This is a genomic window from Enteractinococcus helveticum, assembly GCF_020742345.1.
GTDB lineage: Bacteria > Actinomycetota > Actinomycetes > Actinomycetales > Micrococcaceae > Yaniella > Yaniella helvetica_A.
Map to the genome: position 1 here is coordinate 1 of NZ_DYXC01000002.1, position 21,470 is coordinate 21,470.

General features: G+C 55.7%; 19 protein-coding genes and 1 pseudogene. 14 read left to right on the forward strand and 6 right to left on the reverse strand.

Annotated features, from left to right (window positions below):
* The 9 genes and pseudogenes from purU to K8V32_RS00105 form a co-directional block, all read left to right on the forward strand.
* A pseudogene (purU, locus tag K8V32_RS00065) lies at positions 1–143 on the forward strand (formyltetrahydrofolate deformylase); the annotation flags it as partial.
* A gap of 233 nt (positions 144–376) precedes the next feature.
* The gene (locus K8V32_RS00070; protein WP_303901094.1) at positions 377–1,345 is read left to right on the forward strand and encodes an ABC transporter substrate-binding protein; all 969 of its coding nucleotides are present in this window, start codon (positions 377–379) and stop codon (positions 1,343–1,345) included.
* A gap of 218 nt (positions 1,346–1,563) precedes the next feature.
* On the forward strand, positions 1,564–2,937 hold the full coding sequence (locus tag K8V32_RS00075; protein ID WP_303901096.1) for an MFS transporter: 1,374 nt from the start codon (positions 1,564–1,566) through the stop codon (positions 2,935–2,937).
* A 164-nt stretch (positions 2,938–3,101) separates the two neighbouring features.
* Positions 3,102–3,578 (forward strand): MarR family winged helix-turn-helix transcriptional regulator, encoded by a 477-nt coding sequence (locus tag K8V32_RS00080; RefSeq protein ID WP_303901098.1) that lies wholly within the window; start codon positions 3,102–3,104, stop codon positions 3,576–3,578.
* 168 nt (positions 3,579–3,746) lie between these two features.
* Positions 3,747–4,220 carry a MaoC family dehydratase gene (locus K8V32_RS00085; RefSeq protein ID WP_303901100.1) on the forward strand — a complete coding sequence of 158 codons (474 nt, stop codon included), beginning with the start codon at positions 3,747–3,749 and terminating at the stop codon, positions 4,218–4,220.
* Entirely contained in the window at positions 4,217–5,158 is a 942-nt protein-coding gene (locus K8V32_RS00090; RefSeq protein WP_303901102.1) for an SDR family NAD(P)-dependent oxidoreductase, read from the forward strand. Before K8V32_RS00085 ends, K8V32_RS00090 begins: the two co-directional genes overlap by 4 nt.
* A 24-nt stretch (positions 5,159–5,182) precedes the next feature.
* On the forward strand, positions 5,183–6,775 hold the full coding sequence (locus K8V32_RS00095) for an AMP-binding protein (protein ID WP_303901104.1): 1,593 nt from the start codon (positions 5,183–5,185) through the stop codon (positions 6,773–6,775).
* 12 nt (positions 6,776–6,787) lie between these two features.
* Positions 6,788–7,666, forward strand: a complete 879-nt coding sequence (locus tag K8V32_RS00100) for an amidohydrolase family protein (protein WP_303901105.1) — start codon at positions 6,788–6,790, stop codon at positions 7,664–7,666.
* An 8-nt stretch (positions 7,667–7,674) separates the two neighbouring features.
* Positions 7,675–8,865 (forward strand): acyl-CoA dehydrogenase family protein, encoded by a 1,191-nt coding sequence (locus K8V32_RS00105; protein WP_303901107.1) that lies wholly within the window; start codon positions 7,675–7,677, stop codon positions 8,863–8,865.
* Between the two features lie 79 nt (positions 8,866–8,944).
* On the opposite strand, the gene K8V32_RS00110 is transcribed toward K8V32_RS00105, so the two are convergent.
* The 6 genes from K8V32_RS00110 to K8V32_RS00135 all read right to left on the reverse strand — a co-directional run bounded on the left by K8V32_RS00110 (position 8,945) and on the right by K8V32_RS00135 (position 16,016).
* On the reverse strand, positions 8,945–10,642 hold the full coding sequence (locus K8V32_RS00110) for a thiamine pyrophosphate-binding protein (RefSeq protein WP_303901109.1): 1,698 nt from the start codon (positions 10,640–10,642) through the stop codon (positions 8,945–8,947).
* A 43-nt stretch (positions 10,643–10,685) separates the two neighbouring features.
* Positions 10,686–11,672: an ABC transporter substrate-binding protein gene (locus K8V32_RS00115; protein WP_303901111.1), complete on the reverse strand. Its 987-nt coding sequence runs from the start codon at positions 11,670–11,672 to the stop codon at positions 10,686–10,688.
* A 69-nt stretch (positions 11,673–11,741) separates the two neighbouring features.
* Positions 11,742–12,629: a LysR family transcriptional regulator gene (locus K8V32_RS00120; protein WP_303901113.1), complete on the reverse strand. Its 888-nt coding sequence runs from the start codon at positions 12,627–12,629 to the stop codon at positions 11,742–11,744.
* 94 nt (positions 12,630–12,723) lie between these two features.
* Complete coding sequence (locus tag K8V32_RS00125) at positions 12,724–13,701, reverse strand: ABC transporter substrate-binding protein (protein WP_303901115.1); 978 nt, start codon at positions 13,699–13,701, stop codon at positions 12,724–12,726.
* A 49-nt stretch (positions 13,702–13,750) separates the two neighbouring features.
* The gene (locus tag K8V32_RS00130; protein WP_303901117.1) at positions 13,751–15,040 is read right to left on the reverse strand and encodes a cytochrome P450; all 1,290 of its coding nucleotides are present in this window, start codon (positions 15,038–15,040) and stop codon (positions 13,751–13,753) included.
* Positions 15,041–15,053: 13 nt separating this feature from the next.
* A complete protein-coding gene (locus K8V32_RS00135; protein ID WP_303901120.1) occupies positions 15,054–16,016 on the reverse strand; it encodes a PDR/VanB family oxidoreductase in 963 nt (320 codons plus the stop codon).
* 103 nt (positions 16,017–16,119) lie between these two features.
* On the opposite strand from K8V32_RS00135, the gene K8V32_RS00140 reads away from it, so the two are divergent.
* The 5 genes from K8V32_RS00140 to K8V32_RS00160 all read left to right on the forward strand — a co-directional run bounded on the left by K8V32_RS00140 (position 16,120) and on the right by K8V32_RS00160 (position 21,298).
* Complete coding sequence (locus K8V32_RS00140) at positions 16,120–16,983, forward strand: IclR family transcriptional regulator (RefSeq protein ID WP_303901122.1); 864 nt, start codon at positions 16,120–16,122, stop codon at positions 16,981–16,983.
* 395 nt (positions 16,984–17,378) lie between these two features.
* Positions 17,379–18,404: an ABC transporter permease gene (locus K8V32_RS00145; protein ID WP_303901124.1), complete on the forward strand. Its 1,026-nt coding sequence runs from the start codon at positions 17,379–17,381 to the stop codon at positions 18,402–18,404.
* Positions 18,404–19,177 (forward strand): ABC transporter permease, encoded by a 774-nt coding sequence (locus K8V32_RS00150; RefSeq protein WP_303901126.1) that lies wholly within the window; start codon positions 18,404–18,406, stop codon positions 19,175–19,177. Before K8V32_RS00145 ends, K8V32_RS00150 begins: the two co-directional genes overlap by 1 nt.
* An 86-nt stretch (positions 19,178–19,263) precedes the next feature.
* Complete coding sequence (locus tag K8V32_RS00155; RefSeq protein ID WP_303901144.1) at positions 19,264–20,121, forward strand: ABC transporter ATP-binding protein; 858 nt, start codon at positions 19,264–19,266, stop codon at positions 20,119–20,121.
* Between the two features lie 175 nt (positions 20,122–20,296).
* Positions 20,297–21,298 carry an ABC transporter substrate-binding protein gene (locus tag K8V32_RS00160; protein ID WP_303901128.1) on the forward strand — a complete coding sequence of 334 codons (1,002 nt, stop codon included), beginning with the start codon at positions 20,297–20,299 and terminating at the stop codon, positions 21,296–21,298.
* Positions 21,299–21,470: the final 172 nt, after the last annotated feature.

The following is a 21,470-nucleotide window of genomic DNA, read 5'->3' on the forward strand; positions in this document are numbered from 1 at the left end:
AACGCGTCAACCACGCCCTCACCGCCCAAGACTTCGTCCAACGCGGCCGGGCAGTAGAAGGCGCCACCTTAGCCCAAGCCGTACAATGGCACACCGAACACCGAGTCCTCCTCGACGGCGACCGCACCGTGATTTTCGAATAACCACCAGCTCCGACCGCGGGTTCGCCTACGTCAAATGTCGCATAGCCGACTGCGACAATCCACGTATTATCAGGTAGCCTGAAAAGCTGTATACTGTGACGTAAGTCGCATCACGTTTTCGCGGCTCAGCCAATTGGGGAGAGCCTGATCTGCTATTCCGGTAACCCCGTGGCATCTGCCATCTGCCCTTCAGCGGCTGTGGTGTCGTTTGGAAAACCCTTAAGGAGCTTGAATTGAAGTTCAAGAAAACGATTTCGTTGACCTCGGCAGCCCTCTTAGTACTGTCCTTGTCGGCATGTTCCAATGATGATCCCGATGCTGCGGCAGATGGCGAGTTAGATGAGCTCACCGTGGGTATTATTCCGATAGCCGCTTATGCGGCAATCCCCTACGGTGTTGATCATGGCATCTTCGAAGAACACGGACTCGATGTCACCGCGCAAGCAAGTTCAGGTGGCGCCGAAATGCTTCCGGCGCTGCAAACCGGTGACATGGATGTCGTTATCGGCAACGTCTCCAACCTCTTGCTCGCGGTAGACCAGGGCCTCGATATGCGAGTTGTCAGTGGTTATCAGAACTCACTGCCAGAGGGGCAAGATGTCAATGGCGTCGTGGTGCGAGCTGACTCGGGTATCGAGACATGGGCTGATCTTGAGGGTGCTGAAGTCGCCGTCAACGCCCTGCGGGGTCAGGGTGATCTGACCATTATGGAGTCTGTTGACCAAGATGGCGGAGATCCAGAGCAAGTGAATTTCGTTGAGCTGAACTTCCCTGATATGGAATCTCAGTTGGAGCGTGGCAATGTGGACGCCGTCTGGTTGCCCGAACCGTTTATGCATAATGCTCTGCAGGGCGACGACTATAAACTGCTAGGCCACCCGAACCAAATTGTGTCCGGAATGCCAACTGTGGTCAGCTTTGTCACCGGGGAACTCGTTGACGAGGACCCCGAGCTTGTGCGGCGCTATCAGGCAGCTATGGACGACGTACTCACCGCCTTTGCTGCTGATGAAGAGGGTGCCATGGAGGCTGTCGTCGAGTTCATGGACGTTTCGCCAGAAGTTGCTGAGATCGCATCTGACCTGGAAACCCACGATGCCGCCATCCCAACAGCAGCGATTCAACAGCTGGCTGACCTGATGGTCAAATACGACTTCGTAGAAGAAGACCCAATATCAGAAGGCTTCTTCTTCGAAGAGTAGCTCTTTTGCGGGATGCGAGCCCGCGATCAACTCTGCTGTTTCCGCGGCGACGAGGCTGGCTGTGCCTCGTGGCTGCGGGGAAATGAAAGATTCTACGCTGCGCAGATGTATTCGTAGCGGCAGCCCAAAATTTGACTACTCAAGGGAAACGTCTCCCCTCATGTTTCAGGTGGCCTGAATATTTAGGGTGGTGACGGGCCCTTAGAGAGGATGACGATATGTCTACGAAAAACTCCGCTACTCATACCGCAGGCCTCGCCGGGTTGAGTGTAGCCGAACAACGTGCTGAAGCCCGGCGCGCAGTCCGCGCAACATTTATGGGCACCACAATCGAGTGGTACGATTTCTATCTTTATGCTGCGTGTGCCGCACTGATCTTCGGGCCACAATTCTTCCCATCCGATAGCTCCACGGCCTCCCAATTAGGTGCATTCGCCAGCTTCGCTTTCGGGTTCATTGCGCGACCGCTGGGCGGAATCCTGGCTGGCCACTTCGGTGACAGGGTGGGCCGCAAAAAGATGCTGATCTTATCGCTGACAGTCATGGGGATCGTGTCGACTTGCATCGGCGTCCTGCCATCCTATGAGCAAATCGGTGTCGCAGCCCCGGTCTTGCTGGTCGTTCTGCGACTCGTGCAAGGCCTTGCAGTAGGCGCAGAATGGGGCGGTGCGGTCACCATGGCAGTGGAGCACGCTCCGGCGAATCGCAAGGCGCTCTACGGGGCGGCCCCAATGATGGGACTGCCTGCCGGATTAATGCTGAGTAGCCTTGTACTGATCGTGCTCGGTGCACTGACCGGCCCGGACTTTATTGAATGGGGCTGGAGAATCGCATTTCTGTTTAGTGTCCTACTCGTTGCACTATCAATTTGGTATCGCCGACGCTTGACTGAAAGTCCCATCTTCGAAGCATCAGTAGCCAGTGAACCAAAAGCCCTGCCGCTAATGGAGGTGCTGCGCGGATATAAGGCCCCGCTGGGCTTGACGGTTATTATTGCCGCGGTCCCACCAGTCCTCGCCTATCTAGTGCTAACTTGGGCGCTATCCTATGGCACCACCTCGTTGGGCTATGACCAGAACCATCTGCTGTGGATCGGTATCTTGTGCTGTGTGATCCAGTTGGTCATGATGCCATACTTAGCAACCGTGGTTGACCGGACGAACCCGAGGATCCTTGCAGGCATTGGCGCCGTGTTAATGTCGATAACCGCAATGCTATTCTTTCCGCTATTTGAGACCGGCAATCTCCTCTTGGCCGGTATCGCCACCGTTGCTGCACATGCCTCAACCACCTTTGCCTTTGCGGCCATTCCACCGATTCTGACCCAAGCGTTCCCAAGCAGGATGCGGTACACGGGTGTATCGATGGCCTATCAGTTTGGGTCCATACTCGGCGGCGGTTTCGCCCCGATGATAGCCACCGCGTTATTTGCCGCCACCGGCCAGACCTGGCCCATCGGTCTCTACGTGGTCACCGCAAGCGTGCTAATGCTGCTCAGTATTATAGGTTTAGGTCTCTACTATCGAGCGCAAAGCGCTGTTGGTCGTGACGCAGCTGTCGAAGAGCGCCAAGAGGCAATTTCGGTGCAGTAGTCTAACGGCTTCAGGGCGCCTGGACCATGGGCGGTATAGTTATTGGTGGCTGGATGGCGCTCTGGTTTCGAAGTCCAGCAGGGAACTCTGTAAGGTACTGTCATTGCACACTCGTTGGGCGATGTTGAAGCATCGCTTAACGAAAGACTGGGGAGTGAGGCCGCGTGACATCCGAAACCGAAACATCGAGCTCTGCTGATGTACTTCAGGACCTTGATTCAGGCTGGTTTATTTACACCATCAAGCAAATCGAACTGGGCTTGCGCATCCCCACAGAAGAGGTCGCTGAACAAGCTGGCCTGACGACGGCGCAATTCACCGCCCTCGCCGTGCTCGAGCGCTGGCCCGGCATTACGTCATCTGAATTAGCCCGCAGGTCGTTTGTACGCGCCCAAACGATGGCCGAAAACGTTTCAGTGCTTTTGGAGTCTGGTTTCATTCAGCGTGAGCGAGATCCTGAAAATATGCGGAGGTTTCACCTGTACATCACCGACACTGGCCACGACACGTTGAGTTCTGGACGTTCCGCGATGGACGATCTGGAAGCCAAGTTGCTTGTAGCTTTGACTCCGCGAGACCGCGAAGAATTTGCAAAGCATCTACGAAATGTCAGACGAGCGCTGCGCGATCTACCGCGTTAGCCTCCATCTTTGCTGGATGATAGTCGAGCGACTCAAATAAGATCGTTTTCTTTTTCAAGAATTGAATGTATCGCTTGACAATGTGTGCCCTGTCGCACAGTATGGTTTCAGGTAGCCTGAAACAAAGGCTTGATATTTCCTGACCTGAATTGAAAGACAGGATACATAATGTCTTCGTCAACAACAGACAATCAGCTTTCCATCGCCATCGATGATTTACCCAACCACCAGGGACAATCTTTTGGACCATCGGCGTGGCAACAACTAACCCAATCAGATGTCAGCGCCTACGCCGATGTTTCCGGTGACCACAACCCCATTCACATCGATCCGGTAGCCGCAGCAGACAGCCCCTTCGGCCAAACAGTCGCCCACGGCTATCTGACGTTGAGCCGGGTTGTGCCACTGATGGCAGAAGTCTTCACCGTAACGGGTTTCAAAACCGGAGTGAACTACGGGCTAAACCATCTGCGTTTTCCCGCACCGGTGCCAGTGGATAGCAGTATCCGACTCAGCGGCACCCTGCAAAAGGTAGAAGAAATTGCCGGCGGCTATCAGCTCATCGTCGACGTTGTTTTTGAAGTAGAAGATAATCCCAAGCCAGCATGCGTGGCAGAACTAGTTTTGAGGTACTACAAATGAGCAAAATTGAAAACGGTTACGACCTGACTGGAAAAGTCGTCATCGTCACCGGCAGCGGCCGTGGACTCGGTAAGGCCTATGCCCGGTGGCTGGCCAAACGTGGCGCCTCGATCGTGGTGAATGATCTCGATGAACAAAGCGCCAATGACACCACCCAGGACATTCTGGCAGCCGGTGGTAAGGCAACTGCAGTTGTGGCACCCGTGGGTGACACTGAGGCTGCCCAGCAGCTTGTTTCTGCCGCGGTATCTACGTTTGGTCGACTGGATGCACTGGTGGCCAACGCCGGAGTGCTACGAGACCGGGTTTCATGGAAAATGAGCGACGAAGATTTCGACCTCGTCGTCAAGACGCATTTGCGCGGCACCTTCCTGTGCGGTCGAGAAGTAATCAAATATCTGCGTGAACAAGGAACGGGCGGTCGACTCATCGTCATCGGTTCCCCCGCCGGACAGCTCGGCAGCTTTGGGCAGAGCAACTATGCCGCAGCCAAAGCAGGCCTGGTGGCCATGGCCCGCACGTGGTCCATGGAACTGGCTCGTGACAACATCACGGCAAATGCTGTGATCCCAACCGCGATGACCGCGATGACCGCAACCATTCCGATATATAAGGACTGGGCAGAGCAATTTGAACAGGGCCAAGCATTGCCACCGTTGGCTCGCCAGGAACACGCGCTGGGTAGCCCAGAAGACGTCGCCCCACTGCTGGAATGGCTGGTCTCAGATGCTTCAGCCAACGTGACCGGCCAGGCCATTGGCATTGGTGGGGACCGCTTGACGCTCTACTCACACCCAACCGAACTCGTCAATGAGATTCACGACGGCGGCTGGTCAGCCTCAGGCATCAATGCGGCATGGTCCCAGAGCATGGCAGCACAGGCACAGCCAAGTGGCCCAATTCCACGCCCGGCACCTGAAACCCAAACTGCCCGATAAACCGCGGAAACCCCAGGAGTCATTATGCGTGGAAGTTACGCAGAACTTTGGAAACTCATCGCAGCGGCGGTGCCTGAACGTACCGCAATCGTCGCTGGCGACCAACGCCTCAGCTATCAAGAATTTGAGGACCAAGCAGCACGCTTCGCCGCTCTACTGCGGTATCACGGTGTCGGTGCTGGCGATACGATCGCCTTCTATATGTACAACCGTGCCGAATACTTGACCGCATTCTATGGGGCCTTGAAAATCGGTGCCGTGCCGGTATCCATCAATTTCAGATACCGCGAAGGTGAAGTCGCCGCACTGTTGGATAACTGTGAGGCTGCAGTGCTGATTTATCCGTCGTCGTTGGCAGCAACGGTCAAACGAATTGACGCCACTTCGGTGCCCAAGGTCCTGATTGAAGTGACTGATGAACCATTGGATGTTGCCGGTGCAATCCCATATGACTCGCTGGCAGAATTCGCGCCATTAGATGGTGAATCGCCACCTTCCGGCGGAACACTGATGGTCTATACCGGCGGGACCACGGGCCTGCCCAAAGCAGTGGTCTGGGATGAACCAGACCTGCTAGAGATCCAAATGTTTTCGACCTACGGTGCGCTGGGCATCGCAGACCCGCAAAGCCCGGCAGAAGTCGTGGCAATAGCCCAAGACCCTTCCCTGGAACCCACGGTCATGTTTGCGCTGGCGCCCTTTATCCACGCCACGGCATTGTTCACCGCGATGAACACGTTCCTGCTTGGCGGAACCGTGGTGTTGTTGCCGTCACCGAGTCTGGATACTCGCCAGGCTGTGGCAACGATCGAGCAAGAAAACGTCACCCGGATCATCGTTGCCGGCGATGCGGTGGCCATCCCCTTGATGGACGCCTGGGATAAGTATGCCAGCTCACCGCAATCGAGTAGCTTGACCTCCGCGATGAGCTCCGGCATGCGGTTCAGCGATGAAACTAAGGCCAGGATTCATAACCTCGGCAACGTCGTCATTATCGATATTCTTGCCTCAACCGAGGGCGGGCCCTATGCGTTAGGGATCAGCCGCAGTGCACAGGATTTGCCAACGCGATTCCAACTCACCGCCGATGCGGTGGTGCTGGATGATGCAATGCGCGAGGTCCAAGACCAGCCCGGTGCCTACGGCATTCTGGGCTACCGGGGTGCGCTGCCACGCGGTTACTATAAGGACGACGAGAAAACCCGCCAGACCTATCCGATCATCAACGGAACCAGGTATGTCATGCCGGGTGACCACGTCAAGGTCGAAGTAGACCGTTATATCGAATTGCTGGGTCGTGGGTCATCGGTGGTCAATACCGGTGGTGAAAAGGTCTTTCCTGCCGAGGTTGAAGAAGTGCTGCTGGGCCATCCAGCCGTGACCGACGCCGTCGTCTTTGGTGTTGCTGACGAGCGCTGGGGAGAACGCGTTGTGGCTATGGTGGCGGTGGAAGCTGCCGACGACGTCACCGAAGAAGCCCTGCTGGACTTTGTTGGTCAACGGCTGGCCGGGTATAAGAAGCCGCGACAGATTTTCTTACGCGATAGTCTCCAGCGGGGCCCAACGGGCAAACTTGATATGCGCACTATCAAATCCAGTATCACTTCGACGACGTAGAAACGGTGCAGTATGTACGAATCCAATATTGATCTTGATGCCGTTACTGCTATTGATACGCACGTGCATATCGAAGCCGATGACTGCGGGCATGCGGCACTGCCACAACCGTTGCTCGACGCCGCCGACGCGTATTTTCAGCGCACCGGACCGTCACCGACCATCGACCAGATCGCAGACTATTACCGCGAATTGTCCATGGCCGCGGTGGTGTTTACGGTTGATTCGGAAACCAATATGAAGACGCCTCCCAATAGTAGTGCAGAAATTGCGCGGGGTGCCGCACGCAATAACGATGTGCTCATTCCGTTTGCCAGTGTTGACCCGCTGCAAGGGGAAAAGGCTGTGCATAAGGCGCGCAGCCTGGTGGAAGATTTTGGGGTGCGAGGATTCAAATTTCATCCGAGCACCCAGGGTTTTGCCCCAAATGACGAAGAATTTTTGCCACTGTTTACCCAGCTGGAAGCATACGGGTTACCGGTGGTCTTCCACACCGGCCAGACCGGCATTGGCGCGGGCATGCCGGGTGGCTTTGGCATTCGGTTGTCACTGTCCAACCCAATGTTTTTGGATGATCTGGCAGCCCGGCACCCGTACTTACCGATCATCATGGCGCACCCTTCGGTGCCGTGGCAAGATGAAGCCATCGCTATTGCCACTCATAAAGCCAACGTGTGGATTGATTTATCAGGGTGGTCACCAAAATATTTTGAACCCAAACTCATCCAGGCCGCCCGGACCTATCTGCAAGATAAAGTCCTGTTCGCATCAGATTATCCCGCGATCAAACCGGAGCGCTGGATGCGCGATTACGCTGGGCTTGGTCTGCCAGATGAGGTCAGCCAGAAGATCTTCAAAACCAATGCGGCCCGATTACTGAAACTCGTGTGAGACTGAAAATGCAAACCAATATTGAATCCACCCTGTATGCGGCAGATTTTTGGGGTTATGAACAACAGCTCACCGACGCCGAACGGTCCGTGCTGCAACGCCTGCGCAGGTTTTTGGAAGAAGAAGCCGCCCCGGTGATCAATGATTACTGGGAGCGTGGCGAAACCCCGGTGCACTTGCGCGAGGGCCTGGCCGGGCTTGACCTTGTTGACCCGGCAGAATTGCGCGCGGCCGGGGAATCCCCGAGGGGCCTGTTTGTTGGGTTTCGTAATTATGAGTTGTCGCGCACCGATAGTTCACTGGGTATTTTATTCGGTGGTCAGGCGGGCATGTTCCGCACCGTTGTTCGCGATGGTGGCAGCCCCGAGCAGGTCGAGCAGTGGGATGAGGCCATTAAGGATTTCTCGATGACCGGCTGTTTTGCGCTGACGGAACCAGATCACGGCTCCGATGTTGCACGCGGGTTGGAAACCACCGCACGCTTTGAGCATGGCACCTGGATACTCAACGGTGCCAAGCGTTGGATCGGCAACGCAGCGCTGTCCGAGTACATGGCCGTGGTTGCAAAGGACGTGGCAGACGGGCAAGCCAAAATCTTCTTGGCAAGAACCGATGATCCAGGAGTACGGCTGACAAAAATTGCGGGCAAAACTTCGGTTCGGATGGTCAACAACTCCAACATCGACCTGACTGAGGTTCCGGTGCCTGAGGCTTACCGTCTGAAACGCGTGAATTCCTTTGACGATATTAACCGTATTTTCCGTACCCTGCGCCCCGACGTCGTCTGGAATGCTGCCGGCCTGCAAGCTGGCGTGTACGAGGCCGCGTTGGCATATGCAAAACAGCGAGAGCAATTCGGCAAACCGATCGCTGGCTTCCAGCTCATCCAAGAAAAACTGACTCGCATGCTTGGTAACGCCGCAGCCTCCCTGGGGGTTGCGGTACGCATCACTGAGCTCCAAGAGCGGGACGCGTGCCGGGATGAGGACGCTGCGCTGGCGAAAATGTGGGTCTGTGACAGGATGCGGGAAACTGTTGCCCTCGGCCGTGAAATTGGCGGCGGCAACGGTATTGTACTGGACTACAACCTCGCGCGGTTTTTCGCCGACGCCGAGTCACTGTATACCTTTGAGGGCACCCGTGAGGTCAACGCCCTGATCGTGGGCCGCGCGATCACCGGGGTTTCGGCTTTCGTCTAATACTCAGTGGCGCGTCATCAGCATGCAACATGTTGGCGGCCACCCACGGTTGTGAGTCGCCGCCAACGTGCTGGACTGGTTACTCGTTCTCAGTAAAACTGTGGGCCAGAACCCACGACGGGAATGACGTGATCTTGGCGTCAATGACCAACGGACGATCTCTTGGACCGTCGACCCAGTTGCGTACCGCATCCAAATCAGAAGCTTGACGCACTGTGATGGCTTGGCAGCCATAGCCTCGTGCAACCGCAGCGATATCGGTTTCTGGGAACACCACGGTATCCAGGTTGCTGGTTTCATGGATGAAGTGATGGACTTCTGCACTATAGGCGTCGTCGTTATATACCACCACGACCAGCGGGATTTTATGGCGGACAGCCGTATCGAGTTCGACGTGCGACATCATGAAGCCGCCATCCCCGACGCCGGCGATCGCGATACGATCAGGCAGTGCAAATGCTGCGCCAATCACCGTGGACAGGGCCAACCCGATAGATTGGAAACCTAATGACAGGCTGTAGCCCAGGTTGTCGGGCACCCGGAAGTGCATGGCCGGGTAGGCGTTGAAGTTCCCGCCGTCCGGGGCTACCACGCGGTCCATTGGCAGCATCTCGTCGAGAATATTCGTCAGCGTGCGCGGGTCGATTTTGCCCCGGTGAGATTTGCCGGCAGGCTCTGAATTATCCTCATAAGCCTGATCACGCCAATGCAGTGATGCGGCAAGGCGTTCTTTGACCTGCGTGGTGCGGTATCCGGTGCGTGGGGTGCCGTCGAGGCTTTCTACTAGCTTGTCGCGGATCGCTTGTGCTGTTAGGGCTGCGTCGCCAAGAATCGTGGCGCTTACCGGATAGTGTTTGCCGAATGCGGTGGCATCGTCGTCGATCTGAATGACGGTCTTGTTCTGTAACAGTGTGCCATCACGGGTGGTCCAACGGTTCAGCGCTGCCCCAAAGACGACGAGCAGATCGGCTTCGTGTACGAGCTCTGCGGCGCCGTCGGTGGCGAACCCACCCATGGCGTCCATGTGCCATGGATCCTCGTTGAATAAGCCGCGCCCGACCGCCGATGTGGTCAGCAGCGCTCCAGATAACTCGGCGACCTGGCGCAACGGTGCTACCGCTTGTGCCCCGCCACGACCCGCCAGAATCACGGGCCGTTGCGCATCGGTAAGCATCCGGCTGACTGAGGCGACTGCATCGGCAGAGGCAACCGCGGGTGCCGGTAGTTGCGGCGGTGCAATATTGGTTAGGAGTTGTTCTTGATCTTTGGACAGTTCAGACTCCTGAATATCAAGTGGCATGGACAACACAACGGGCACCCGGTTCATTTTGGCTCGAGTGATGGCTCGTATGGTGTCGGTGACGGCTCGAGCAGGCGAGTGCAGGCGTTCGGCGATGGCACCCATGCCTTCAATCACGGCGTCCTGGTCAATCCAGAAGTTGGAGCCATACTCGCCCCCCGGGGTATCCCCGGAGATAACTAACAACGGAGTGTGGGCTTTGACTGCTTCGCCAATGCCGGTGAGGGCATTTGACAGACCACAGCCTTGATGCACGGTGACCACCGAGAGTTTGCCGGAGGCTCGAGCATAGGCGTCGGCCATACACGCCGCACCCATTTCATGACGGGTCGCAGTGAATTGTGGGTGTTGGCCATCAGGGCCGGCGGCTTCTAAGAGCGCATTGGTTGCCCGGAAATTTCCAGAGCCGACAACGCCGAACACGTGTGCGGCCCCCATTCGGGCGATGGTTTGGCCTACTGCCTGACTGACTTTCATGACTCCCTTTTGTGGATGTGTTTTCGTATTATTGTGTGGTGAATTACTGCTCAGGCAGCAGTGCATCAAGGTCTGGTTCCTCGGTGAGGTAGCCGTGCTCCTTGGCGGATCGGCCGAGATCCTCTAAGCCTTCGCGAGTAAACTCTGGCGTGAACCGGGGCAGCTGGATGCGTTGTAAGATTTCTTCGTCGATTTCGGTGTAGGTCGCTACAATCTCACGGACCTCGTCTGGATTTTCATCAGCGTATTCCAATCCGCGGTTGATCGCGTTGCGGAAGCTTTCGACAAGTTCTGGATTATCTTCGACGGTCTCGGATCGTGTGAAGTAGCCACCGGTATCGAGTTCGGGGTGGGCTTCTGCATAGGGTGAAGAGACGACTTTCAAACCGGCGTCCTGGGCTTGGGTGAGGTACGGCTCGGCCAACAGGGCGGCTTCAACGTTGCCGTTTTCGACTGCCGCTTCTGCTTCACCGAATGCCAGTTCGAGAAATTCGATATCGGCACCATCGCCACCAGCGTTATCGACGGCCAATCGGGTGGCAATATCGCCAATGTTATTCAATTGGTTTGAGGTGGATTGGGTAAGATCAGCGGTGGATTCGACTTCTGAGTCTTCAGCGACGACGATGCCAATATTATCGGCACCAGGTTCCCCGGTGGTGGTCGTACCATTGGCAATAAATTCGACGTCAAGCCCCTGATCGCGGGCGATCATCAGTGAGGCAACATTGAGGAAGGCAAAGTCGTAATCACCTGCGACAACCCCGGGCAGGGACACTGCGCCACCGGTGGTTTCGATGATCTCGACGTCGAGGCCTTCTTCTTCGAAAAATCCTTCTTGTACTGCAAGATGCAGCGGTGCGACGTCGGCGATTGCGATCGCTCCGACGGTGACTTCTTGTAGTTCGCCTTCTGGAGTCGATGCTGCATCCTGGTTGGCGTTGGAGTCTCCATTGCACGCTGCCAGTGTCAACGCGAGAACGCTTCCGGTCAAACCCGCTGTGACGGCTCGGACGAGTTTTTTAGTCATGCCATTAAATCTATGGCCTACATCACAGTGCGTCTACGAATGCATATCAATCTATCGCATAAACTTTGCTTATGTATTGGTGAGGTGTGGATCGCGCAGTGTCTCGATCACGAGATGCACAAACCACGCCGAGGCACGCGACCTGGGAGTCTTTGCAAAATACGCGCGAACTGCTGTCTGGGTTGCTACTTCATCGATCTTCCAAATATCAAGGTTTTCTTGGGAATGCCAGGTGTTGATGAGGTCTTCGGGGACGAATCCGACCAGATCCGTTGAAGCCACGAGGTTAGGAATAGCGGCAAAGGTGTTCACCACGATGGAACCAGGAGGAACCGGTGTGAGATGTTTTTCCATCAGGGTGTGCCCGGTAAAAGTCGTCACGGCGACCCGTGGATGATTCCTGAGATCTTCCAAACTGGGTCCGGGGTCTGCAAATAAGCCACGACGGGTAATGCACAGATAGTCACCCAGTTGTAGGACTACTGATCGAATGTCATTGTTCAGCTCTGTCGATAAGATGGCAAGGTCGAGCTCTCCGCTTTCGAGCTGATCAGCGACACTTTCGGTATGTGGTCCGATAACCTCCAGTTGCGCCTGTGGAGCCGTTGACCGCATGACTTGGCTCAAACGTGGGAGGAAGACCTGTTGGCCAATATCGGTCAGTGCGATTCGAAAGGTTGCGGTTGTGGTGTACGGATCAAATGCGATCAGACCCCTCACCGCTGCATCGGCCTGGTGAACATGCTCGGAAGTGTCGCGATACAGCTGCAGGGCAACCCTGGTCGGGGTGATGCCGCGACCTTCTTTGACGAACAAGTCATCCTTAATAACCTTGCGCAGCCTATTGATACTTTGTGAAATGGCCGGCTGACTCATCTGCAGTTTCTCTGCTGCAGCGGTAATGGTGCCTTGCTCGATGACGGCGGCGAGCACGCGTAAGAGATTGAGATCGAACATATAGCCATTCTTGCCCATCCCGGATGCGACCACGGTCTAGTCGCATCCGGGCATGCACGTGCGGAACGGGAACACCCGCCCCGCACTTCAGCAGTTATTCCACAACAAGTTCGGCCACATCAAGCGGACCGGAGGTAATACCGTATTCCTCCATGAGGTCAGCACCGTATTGCAGTGCATCGATATTCAACTCGGTGTCGTAGTGCGGCAGCGTGAGCTCTTCGGCCACAGCATCATCAATCTCTGTGTATTGCGGGACGAGCTCTAAGTGCAGGTCATGGTTGCCTTGGAGGTCTTCAGATGACTGGCTCAGCGCTTGTCTGAAAGCAGCAATGACTTCCGGGTTTTGTTCCGCGAATTCTCTAGTCGTGACCCATCCGCCCACCGGCATATCGGCTGCTGGTCCAGCAAACATATCGCCAATGCGTTTCAAACCGGATTGTTTGGAAATGGTCTGGAACGGCTCGACCTGCCAGATTGCATCGACATTACCGTTGGCTACCGCAGGGGCCATATCAGGGTTCGGCATCTCCACCAGGTCCACACTGTCCGGGCTGAGTCCAAGCTCTTCAAGTTGTGCATACACGGACACCGTACCGATGTTTTGCAGGTTATTGACCGCAAAGCTCTTGCCTTCAATATCGGCGAAGTCCTCGATATCAGAGTCTTCTGCAACGAAAATACCGTGATCGTCCTTGGCGACGTCGTTCCCTGAAATCAGTACGACCGGTAATCCTTGCTCAGCAGCCAACAGCATCGAAGTGTAGTTACTGTACAGAATGTCGACGTCACCAGAGATGAGCGAAGGGATAGCTGCTGCGCCGCCCTCTGTTTGTGTCATTTCAGCATTGATACCTTGTTCTTCCAAATAACCAGCTTGATCGGCGTGCACGATAGTCGAGGTATGCACCAGCGGGAAATAGCCGATGTTGACCGTTTCCAGTCCTTGCGAATCAGTAGGTGAAACGTCGTCGGCGGCGCTGGACGAGCCACACGCTGATAAGACAAGCGCGCCGATTGCTGCAGCACCGACGAGCAGCGAGCGTTTTTTGGCAGGGTGAGACTGGGACATGGGCATGAGAAGGCTCCTAGTAGGCGAAAAGTAATGAATAGGGTGGGGCTTATGCCGGAATGAGGCGAATCGGCAGGGACTTCCAGCCGATCAGCGTGTTGTTGATCTTGCGTTTCGGTGGGGCGGTAAATTCGATGCGCTCCACACGCTCAATGATGGCTTCCATGACGCAGGATGCTTCCAGACGCGCGACGTGTTGACCCACGCACTGGTGCACGCCACTGCCAAAGGCGACGTGACCGGAAGGATCACGATCCAGATCGAAGGCATCGGGGTTCTTCCAGCGGCGCGGATCACGGTTTGCTGCACCCAAGAACATCAGGACTTTCTGATTCGCCGGCAGGGTCGTGTTACCGATCTGCACTTGCGTCGTCGTAGTTCTAAAGAACGTCTGGACGGGGGACTCAAGACGAAGGGTTTCTTCAAAGACACGGCGCACCAGTTGCGGGTTTTCGCGGAGGCGAGCGTATTGGTCTGGATTGGAAGCCAGATGGTACAGCACCGCAGAAATACCGTATACCGTGGTGTCGACTCCGGCGGTGAGCAGTGAGCGTACGATTAACGGGGCTTGTTCTTCGGTAATGTGGCGCTGATCAGCGGCTTTCCAAATGTCTTCGCCAAATCCTTGATCGCTCAATGCTTCGCGGGGGCACTGATTGCCAATCCACTCCAACACCGGGCCGATGGTGTCCAGTTCATCGGTGACTAATCGGTTGCGTGGCCCAAAGGCGTTGAACGCAAAGTTTCCATAGGGCAGTAGATTTTCAAGGCCCCCGTGTTGTAGCCCGACGGCGTCCGGGAAGACGCTGAGTGGATAGACTTCAGAGATCTCGGTGACCGCATCCAATGCGATTGCGCCGTCATCGGTGCTGTATTGGCCGCCCGTCAACAGTCCGTCGATCAATTCGTGGGCGGTTTTGCGCCAGTCCGTGTGGTATTGGCGCAGTTTTCTGGCGCCCAAGATCTTTTCGAGCACGGCGCGTGGTGCGTCGTGCTGTGGGGCATCAGCCTCCAGGAGCAGCGATGGCGTTCGCCAGGGTTTTTCGGAGTTGAAGTTGGCCAGCCCGACCCCCGCCGCGCTGGAAAAGTGTTGCCAGTTTTCCAACGTGGAGCGCACGGCATCATAGCGGGCAACGGCATAAATATCGTAGGCGGGGAGGTAGACGACGTCGGCGCCGGCTTCACGCAGTTCTTCGTGCATTGCGTACGGACTGGCCAGCGTTGCTTCATCAAAAGGGTCTAGATCAATAATTGGGGCATCGACGTGTCCTTTGGTAGCGGTAGGAGCTGTAGCTGGCATGCCGGAGAATGGGCAGCGGTTGGTGGAGTTGACAGGCATTGTGAATAATTCCTTATAGGTCAAGAACCAGACGTTTGGACAGTGCACGGGAAACGCACGGGAACATGCACGTATTTGCGGCGCGTTCGTCGTCGTCAAGAATGGCATCGCGGTGATCGATTTCGCCTTCGACCACTTCGACCTCACAGGTCCCACACACGCCTTTGGCACACGATGTGATGACATCAACACCAGCCTCGGCCAGTACCTGGGTTACCGGTGTGGTCCCCGGAGCATGGATGACGCGGCCGCTGCGGTCGAGCACAATTTCATAGGGCTCAGAACTGACGGTGGCTTCAGCCAGGGTGTTCGTGAATCGTTCGGTCCGCAGGAACTGTGGGGGCAGTTCTTCGGGGCATTGTTCGGGCAGTGCCTCAAGCATGGCTTCGGGGCCGCACGCATACACCATGGTGTCTTCGGGGAGGGCGCCCAGCCACTGTCGGATCGAAGTCCGGCCGTTGTCAGCACTGGTGTGCATGGTGACCCGGTTGGGATACTGTTCGGCAAGATTCCGATAAGCCATCCGGTCAGCGGTTTTCCCCAAATACAGCAGTTGCCATTCCAGACGAAGTCTTTCGGCCTGCTCGATCATCGGGAGCACCGCGGTAATGCCGATGCCGCCGGCGATGAAACGGTACTGCGTGGCCGGGGCTAGTCGAAAGTTATTTCGGGGTCCACCAAAACTCACGACATCACCAAGTTGCACTTTGTCGTGGATTTCCATCGACCCGCCGGTGCCACCGTCGTCTCGTTGGACGGCGATGCGATATTGGTGTGGCGCCCAACGGTCGCCACACAGTGAGTACTGGCGGATTTTGCCGCTGGGCAGTACCACATCAATGTGGGCGCCCGGGGCCCAGTCTGGCAGCCGAGAGCCATCGGCGCGTTCCAGCACGAACTCCAGCACGCTTGTGGAACGCTCAATGCGATCGACGACCACCAGCTGGTCGGTTCGTGCTGCGGTCTGCAACGTCATGATTACCTCCAACGTGCGGCAATGAATATGGAATGTGAGCAATTGTGGCACTCGTCACCTATAATGTGGAGCAGATTTTCCAATCATCGGAAATGAGGAAATAATGCCCACGCAGCGTGATGGAACACCGGTCTCTGTACTCGCCCGGCAACTGCGGATTCTGGATGCATTCGACGCAGGAACGGTGTTTTTGTCCTTATCGGAAATTGCTGAGCGTAGTGGGCTGCCGATGACCACAACCCACCGACTGGTTGCCGAGCTCGTTGAGGAACGCATGTTGGAGCGATTGCCGGATCGTTCGTATCAGCTGGGTTTACGTTTATGGGAGCTTGCGGCGCGAACTCCGAGAGCCATGGGGTTGCGAGAAATCGCCGCGCCGATGGTGCAGTTTGTGCAAGGTCAAGTTCGCCAGCACACCCAGCTGGGTGTTGAGGGTGGTTATGACGTGGTCTATCTTGACCGTGCCTCTGCCCCCAATGCGGTGGTGAATGCAACCATAGTGGGCGGTCGTATTAGCTTGGGGGCCTCGGCTATCGGCCACGTCTTGTTATCGGATAAGCCCAGAGCATTCCTGGCGAAGATCGTTGAGGCTGGCATCCGGCGGTATACCGATAAGACACCCCAAAATTTCGATGAGCTGGCTGGTGTTGTTGATCGGGCGCGAGAGCTCGGATATTCCGTAGCCGATGGGTTTATTCATCCGGCGGCTCGTGGCATGGCAGCGCCGATCTATGCTCCAGACGGCACGGTCTTGGCCGGTCTGGGTGTCGTCGTGCCATCGGGGGAGCCGGTGAATATGCGCATTGTGGAGCTGCTGCGCAGTGCTGCGCGCAGGATAAGTCAGCAGATGCGAGCAGCATATATCGACCCCGACCATCCGCACGCATTACCGGGTGCGAAGTTTCGAGTGTTGATTAACTCCTCAAAAAGTTCAATGGAGTACTTCGAAGGACATGAGGGCGGTTAGCGGCAGGCAGTTCTGCGTGAACTTCTAGGATTGTAAACGATCTTGTTAGAAGTTAGTCTAGGAGAGCTACTTCACATTGCTCCGATGCTTTCGAGGCGATGTTGTTGGCGAATGCTCAAATCGCAGCCATTCGTCAGAAGTGTGCGGATGGCTCTTTTGAAGCCGGATATTTCTCTAGCTCTAGAGCGTGACCGGGCGATATGCTTGGGTCACAGCTTCGACTCTCGACGCCATTCATTAACGCCAAAAATCCTTGATCAATAAAACAATTGAGTACTTGAATCATTTTTGATTGCGGGTTACTCTTATTCAACGTGGCGCACTTCACATATTTTTACTTCGCTGAAGTGACGGCACACATCAACTTCAACTTGCACATGTAGTGGAGAAAACACATGACAGAACGCGACCCTTCGAGGGGACCCGCGCCGCACGATGATGAGGCGGTGACACGACAGCGACGGTCTGCTGATTTGCATCGTTTGGAGACTGGTCGAGCCCCGGAGGATTTCCCTGCGGGGTATCGGGTGGCTGGTTTGGACACGTCGACCCGACCGGATCCGGGTGCTCCGGCAGTGTCGGTTGCTCAGCGTGGGGCTACGGGCCGACGCACAAGTACTGGCCGGGCGCAAGCAGTGCGGCAGCGGCGACGGACCTGGACCAACCGGTTACTTGGCCTGGCCGGTATTTTGTTGTTCTTGGGGATCTGGGAGCTGCTACCGCTCTTAGGGATCGTTGACGGTCGGTTTATGCCGCCGGCATCGGCGGCAATTAGTGATCTGTTGTCCAAATTTGGTGATTCGGTGTTCTGGGTTGCGGTCTGGGACACTATGGTCGCGTGGTTTTTGGGGATGGTCATCTCTGTTGTGGCTGCTGCGGTGTTGGGCTTTGTCATTGGTTCGTCCCCGTTTTTGCGCAAATTTACCAACTCCACGATTGAATTTTTACGTCCGGTACCGTCGGTTGCCCTGATTCCGCTGGCCGTGCTGGTCTTTGGGGTAGGCGTTGAATCGGCGCTGTTGCTGATCGTGTATGCCTGCTTCTGGCAGGTGCTGATTCAGGTGCTCTACGGGGTGGCTGATGTTGATGTGGTGGCCATGGATACCGCCAAATCCTATGGGATGGGGCGTCTGGCGCGGGTTCGGTATGTGGTGTTTCCGACCGCGTTGCCGTATCTGATGACGGGTATTCGATTGGCTGCTGCGGTGGCACTGATTCTGGCCATTACCGCCCAGCTGATTATTGGGACCCCAGGGTTGGGTGCGGAAATTGCACGAGCCCAGTCTGGTGGCGCCTATGTGTCGATGTATTCGCTGGTGCTGGCCACTGGGTTGCTCGGGGTCATTATTAATATCGTGTTTCGTGCCATTGAGCGCCAGATCTTGTCCTGGCACACCTCGATCCGCTCGGAGGTCAACTAATGCGGTACATCAAAGACTTTGTATATATTATTGGCCTGCCGGCGCTGTTGCTGATTGGGTGGGTGCTCTGGTCCGCCCAGTCCACCAGCTTCTTTGTGCCTACCTGGGAAGACATGACCAGCGCCTTTGCTAACACCTGGACGTGGTCGCGGATGACCACCGACGTCTTCCCCTCCGTAGGGCGTTTGATCGCAGGTATCATCGTGTCGATTATTTTGGGTATCGTAGTCGGGTTGCTGGTGGGTTCGTTCCGCTGGCTGCGCCAACTGATGGAACCGACCATGGAGTTCTTCCGGGCTGTCCCACCGGTGGTCTTGATCCCGGTATTCATGCTGTTGATCGGTATCGGCGATGACATGAAGATCGCCGTGATCGTGTTGGGCGCGGTCTGGCCTATTCTGCTCAACACCATCGAAGGCGTCCGCTCGATGGATGAGGTGTTATCCGATACCTCGCAGACCTACCGGGTGGCGGGGGTGGCTCGGATTCGGTATCTGATCTTGCCTTCGGCCATGCCGCAAATTATGGCCGGGATCCGCCAATCGCTGTCGATTGCGCTGATTTTGATGGTGATTTCTGAGATGTTTGCCTCCTCGGCGGGCCTGGGATACACCATTATCCAATTCCAGCGCTCCTTTGCCATCCCTGAGATGTGGTCGGGCATCGTGGTGCTGGGGCTGATCGGTGTGATCATGTCGTTTATCTTCCAGCTTGTCGAGCGCAAAGTACTGGCCTGGTACCACGGCCAACGTGAGATGGAAAACGCCGGCTAAGCGGCACCTGCTAAGACGTTTGTAAAGGAAACCCTGTTATGACAACTCAACCTGAAGAACACACCCCGGTCATCAACCAGGGCACCATGGCCGATACCCCCGACGGTCAACTGCCCGTAGGACACACCCTGGCTGAGGGGGAAGCCCTGCTGTCAGTACGGAATCTGAAAAAGATCTATCACACCGACGGCGGCGATATTGAAGCCGTGCGCAACCTGACCTTTGACCTGCCCAAAGGCGAACTCACCTGTCTAGTCGGGCCATCGGGATCTGGGAAAACCACCCTGCTCAAAGCTATCTCGGGACTGTTAGAACCCACCGCCGGTGAGGTGAAACTCTCCGGCAAATTAGTTACCGGCCCACCCAAAAATATGGCCGTGGTCTTCCAAGAATACGGCCGGTCACTGTATCCGTGGATGCGGGTGCGCGAAAATGTGGAACTGCCGCTGAAAGTCGCCGGCATGGACAAAGCCAAACGCAACCAACTAGTCGACGACGCCCTGGAAGCCGTCGGATTGGACCACGTGCCCCGGTCGTATCCATGGCAACTCTCCGGCGGGATGCAACAACGCGTGGCCATCGCCCGAGCGGTAGCCTACCAACCCGAAGTCTTACTCATGGACGAACCCTTCGCCGCCGTGGACGCCCAAACCCGCGCCGATCTAGAAGACCTGGTGCGTCGAGTGTGGAAACAACTCGGCGTCACCGTGTTATTCGTAACCCACGATATTGACGAATCCGTCTACCTAGGCCAACGCGTAGTCATCTTGTCCTCATCACCGACCGTGATCCAACAAGACATCAAAATTGACCTACCCGATGAACGCGACCAACTCGAAACCCGCTCCTCAGCACGATTCGCCGACCTGCGCCACCACGTCTACGAACAAATCCAATTAGCCAAACAAGGCTTCCGCCCCGACGCAGCCAAAGCCCAAGTCTAAAACCCATCCCAGCAGAACGCACCGCAAGAAATCCACGCTGAACTCTAGCGGTGCGTTCGGCGTATTTGCACAAAAGTTTATGCTCGAAATCATTGACGCCGCCATGTAAATCGACATAACGTTATGACCTACCTCACCCTGGGTGGGGTTCACACTTTGCAATGAGGAGTACAGAATGAAAAAACGTGGAATCCGCGGGAGTTTGATTGCCGCTGCCGCAGCATCTTTGCTGGTGCTGACATCCTGCGGTGGCGGAGACGATGCCCCGACAGACACCGAGCAAGAAGCCGCCCAAGACGGTGGCGAACTGACTCAAATTTCAGTGGGTGTCATTCCGATCGTGGACGTGGCCCCGATCTACCTAGGAGTTCAAGAAGGCATCTTCGAAGAACACGGCCTGGATGTCGAGTTGACGCTGGCCCAAGGTGGAGCCGCCATCATTCCAGCCATCCAATCGGGTGACTTCGATTTCGGTTTCTCGAACATGACCTCGTTGGTTATTGCTAAATCACAGGGCCTACCACTGCAATTGGTCGCACCTGGACCTCAGACCACAGGTGAACCTGGCAGTGACTTCTCCTCACTGCTGGTGCCTGAAGACTCTGAAGCTGAATCCATTGTGGACCTGGAAGGTCAGCGCGTTGCCGTGAACACGCTCAATAACATCAATGACACCGTGCTCAAAGAAGGAATGCGTCAAGAGGGCGGTGAGCGGGATTCTATGGAACTCGTCGAGGTTGCCTTCCCAGACATGGGAGGTCAGCTGGAATCTGGCAACGTTGATGCGATCATGGCCGTTGAGCCGTTCGCGACCCTAGCCAAGAACGCCGGTGCCCGGGAAATCTACTCGCCCTATGCTCAGCCAATTGAAGATCTGATGATTGCCGGTTACTTCACCAACACCGACAAGATCGAAAATGATCCAGAACTGGTGGACTCGTTCATTGCTGCGATGAAAGAATCCCAACAGTTCGCAGAAGACAATCCGGAAGCAGCCAAAGAAATTCTGTCGGAATACACCGAAATTGAGCCTGAGGTTGTTGAGCAGCTGAACATGCCACGATTCCCACAAGAGATCAACCGTGAATCCACGGAACGCATCATCGAACTGTCGGAAGAAACCGGGCTCATTACTGAATCAGTCGACATTAACGAACTCATTTATGAAGGTTCGTAAAACCTAGAAAGCCGTCTCTGACTAAGCCAAAGGCCACCTGCGATAAAAATATCGCAGGTGGCCTTTCGAATTTATTTAAAGAATTTTCTAAAACTATTGCCAACTAACTATGTCCATAGATAGTATGTGATGTGCGACATTGATTTGCTTGGTCGTGACCAATATAAAGTGA